This is a genomic window from uncultured Candidatus Kuenenia sp., assembly GCF_900696675.1.
Classification (GTDB): domain Bacteria; phylum Planctomycetota; class Brocadiia; order Brocadiales; family Brocadiaceae; genus Kuenenia; species Kuenenia stuttgartiensis_A.
Genome location: NZ_CAADGZ010000203.1, coordinates 1 through 3,669, shown reverse-complemented (window position 1 = coordinate 3,669; position 3,669 = coordinate 1). Strand labels below are relative to the sequence as shown.

4 protein-coding genes are annotated in these 3,669 nt (G+C 43.1%); all 4 read left to right on the top strand.

Features of this window, described 5'->3' with window-relative positions:
• The first annotated feature begins 192 nt into the window (after positions 1-192).
• Entirely contained in the window at positions 193-744 is a 552-nt protein-coding gene (locus QZT26_RS16825) for a 2-oxoacid:acceptor oxidoreductase family protein (RefSeq protein WP_099324340.1), read from the top strand.
• Positions 722-1,582 (top strand): fumarate hydratase, encoded by an 861-nt coding sequence (locus QZT26_RS16820; protein WP_295103797.1) that lies wholly within the window; start codon positions 722-724, stop codon positions 1,580-1,582. Before QZT26_RS16825 ends, QZT26_RS16820 begins: the two co-directional genes overlap by 23 nt.
• A 2-nt stretch (positions 1,583-1,584) precedes the next feature.
• Positions 1,585-2,154, top strand: coding sequence for a Fe-S-containing hydro-lyase (locus QZT26_RS16815; RefSeq protein ID WP_295103794.1), 570 nt, complete (start codon positions 1,585-1,587; stop codon positions 2,152-2,154).
• A gap of 128 nt (positions 2,155-2,282) precedes the next feature.
• The gene (locus tag QZT26_RS16810) at positions 2,283-3,509 is read left to right on the top strand and encodes a 2,3-bisphosphoglycerate-independent phosphoglycerate mutase (RefSeq protein WP_295103791.1); all 1,227 of its coding nucleotides are present in this window, start codon (positions 2,283-2,285) and stop codon (positions 3,507-3,509) included.
• Positions 3,510-3,669: the final 160 nt, after the last annotated feature.

Genomic DNA, 3,669 nt, shown 5'->3' with positions numbered 1-3,669 from the left:
TTGACGGAGAAAGGCCAGAAGTTCTCTTGTTCACTGATGACCGCTTCAGCCCTTGATATTAAAGCACTTACGGAAATGGCGGCATGAAAAACACGCATAAAAAACAAGAAATTGATGGATAGTAGTACAGATTAAAAAACTAAATATTCGTATTTCACCATTAAAAATTTTTTTGGAGTTGGCGTTGTTTTCATGGTAAAGAAAATTACATCCATTCCCGGTGAACACCGTACAAAAAAAATCATACTGGCAGGTGAAGCCGGCCAGGGCATTAAGCTTATGGCGCATATTCTGGCAAATATCCTTGCTAAATCAGGAAAAGAAGTTGCCCTTAATCTTGTTTATGATGCGGCTGTCCGCAGCGGCAATATCAAAGCAGAGATTACTTATTCCGACGAACCTATCGAAGTCCCTTTTTTTGAAGAAGCAGATATTGCGCTTCAGCTTTCAAGCATACTCGATACTACGGTCAAGGCAAAATATGTTCTTATTGAATCCGCTGCATGCGGAACAGAGGGTAAAGAGTGTGATTTACACTGTCCTGAAAGTGACAGAATCCCTTTTGGAAAAATTGCTACAGAATGCTTTAACAGCCCTGTTTTTGTTAATATGATTGCCTTGGGCAAGTTATTACAAAAAATCGGAATTAATATTGAGACTATAAACTTTAACACCGTCTTTCCGTCGCAATTCTTTGATGAAAATATAAGGGCGATTCGATATGGGTACACCTATCAGGATTAACGCATCGGAAATTTCAGAGACAGTTTCCAGGCTTTGCCAGGACGCAAATTTCAATTTGGGAAGTGACGTGGTCAATGCCCTGGCGCTTGCCAGTGAAAAAGAAGCATCACCTGTCGCAAAAGAAATTCTTTCCGAATTATTGGAAAACTCAAGGATCGCGCATGAAAATAAAATGCCCTTATGCCAGGATACCGGCGTTGCAATTGTTTTCTTAGAAGTTGGAGAAAATGTAGAAATTGCCGGCGGACGACTCCACGATGCAGTCAATGCTGGGGTGCGTAAAGGATACAAAGAGGGGTTTTTGAGAAAATCTATCGTAGCAGACCCCCTCACACGGGTGAATACGAATGATAACACCCCGGCTATTATTCATACAGAATTTGTCCCAGATAATCATCTGAAGATTACTTTCATGGCAAAGGGAGGCGGATGCGAAAATATGAGCAGGATTGCCATGCTCACACCTGCGGAAGGACGTGAGGGAGTTGTTCATTTTGTCGTGGAAACTGTGGAGAAAGCAAAGGCGAATCCATGTCCTCCAATTATTGTAGGAGTGGGAATAGGTGGTACCTTTGATTATGCGGCCCTTTTAGCGAAGAAAGCCCTGTTGCGTCCTGTAGGTTCGGAGAATAAAAATCCTGAAACGGTGCAATTAGAGAAAGAACTTCTGGATAAAATAAATCATCTGGGGATTGGCGCTCAGGGACTAGGCGGCAGGATAACTGCCCTGGCAGTACACGTGGAGAGCCACCCTTGTCACATTGCAAGTCTTCCCGTAGCAGTCAATATAGACTGCCATTCTCATCGGGTAAAAACTGCAATATTGGGGGGTAAATGATTATGGCAAACAGTATACTTATAAAGACACCCTTGTCAGACGCCATTATCGAACAACTAAAGTCAGGGGACAAGGTCATGATCAGCGGCATACTTTACACTGCAAGAGACGCCGCGCACAAAAGGCTTGCAAACCTCATTGATCATGGCAAGGAACTGCCATTTGATATAAAAAACCAGATCATTTATTACACAGGTCCTAGTCCCGCTCCACCGGGTATGCCAATCGGGTCGTGCGGACCAACCACAAGCTACCGTATGGACAAATATACACCACTATTATTGTCACTGGGGCTAAAGGCAACTATAGGCAAAGGGAATCGGTCGGAAGAGGTGCTGGAAGCCATGAAAAAATATAAGGCTGTTTATTTTGTTGCTACAGGAGGGGCTGCCGCATTGCTGGCGCAATCGGTAAAAAGAATGGAAGTGGTTGCATACGAAGATTTAGGAGCGGAAGCAATCAGGAAGTTAGAGGTTGAAAATTTTCCGGCAATTGTTGCAAATGATATTTATGGAAACGATTTGTACAAAGAAGGGGTTTTAGCCTACTCAAAAATAGATATTTCCCATTAAATATTTTGCCAAAAAGTACAAAGAAATTACTGATAAGGTACTAAAAAGAGGAGCTTGGGTGTGTAAAGGCATTTTTATCCCATTCCGTATTGATTTGAAAATCTATACATTAAAGGAGTATCAGAAAAATGTTGGAAAAAGTTATTTTAGTCATCTGCGATGGACTGGGAGACCGTCCAATAAAAGATCTTGGCAATTTAACCCCACTGGAAGCGGCAAAAACGCCAAACATGGACAAATTGGCTTCCGAATCTGAATGCGGAATGATGTACAGTTTAGGCCGTGGTTGTGTGCCGGGCAGCGACACATCACATCTCAACATACTAGGCTATGATTATAGAGAATATTATTCAGGACGCGGAACAATAGAGGTGACCGGCGTTGGTATGAAATTAAAGGAAGGCGACGTTGCCCTGCGTGGAAATTTCAGCACGGTAGACGAAAATTTTATTATTAAAGACCGCAGGGCGGGCAGAATCCGTGGGGTAGCACCGTTAGCACAGGCGCTGGATGGCATAGAAATCGACGGCGTTACATTTTTCGTCAAACCGGGAACTGGTCACCGCGCGGCTATAATAATGAGGGGGAAAGGCCTTTCTAGTGCCATTATTGATGCCGATCCGCACAAACCGGACGTCCCTGTAAGGGAAGTTACCCCTTTAGATAAGTCTATTGAAGCAAGGCATACCGCACGAATATTGAATGCTTTTTTGAAAAAGGCATGGGAAATTCTCCAAAAACACCCTTTAAACGAAGAAAGACGAAAAAAAGGAGAATTGTTGGCAAACTATCTGTTAGTGCGTGGCGCAGGACAATACAAAGAGGTTCCCTGCTTTAAAGAACGTTATGCTTTCTCAGGATGTTGTATCGCAGGAGGTGGGTTGTATAAGGGAGTTGCCGCTTACCTGGGAATGGACGTTATTGACGTCCCCGGCGCAACAGGCCTGCCGGACACCGATATTGAAGCTAAATTCAGGGCGGCAATCAGCAACCTGAAGAAGTACGATTTTGTTTTTGTACATGTAAAAGCCGCAGATTCTTTCGGAGAAGATGGAAATTTCAGGGGTAAAAAAGAATTTATCGAAAAGATCGACCACGCGGCGAGGCTTTTTCATGAGACATCGGAAAATACATTATTAATAATAACCGGAGATCATTCAACCCCGTGTGCATTGAAAAGCCATTCGGGTGATCCAATCCCCATCATTTTTCGCGGAACCGGTGTTCGGGTAGACAAGGTCGCTGCGTTTAATGAGCGGGATTGTACATGTGGAGGCCTGGGGATTATTACCGGAATTGACATAATGCCTCAGGTACTTAATCTTTTCGGGAAACTCCCTTTAACAGGTGCATAATTTTACGAAGTATAAAAGAGGAACCACAGATTACCTAGCGCGGCCTTTGGCCGCAACCAAAAAGGTGATTTTTAGTTTATTATAAAGTATAGTAGTATCCTCGTAAATAGTAATCAGACAATTTGGAGGACACTACTTATGAATAAGTTGATGGAATTAT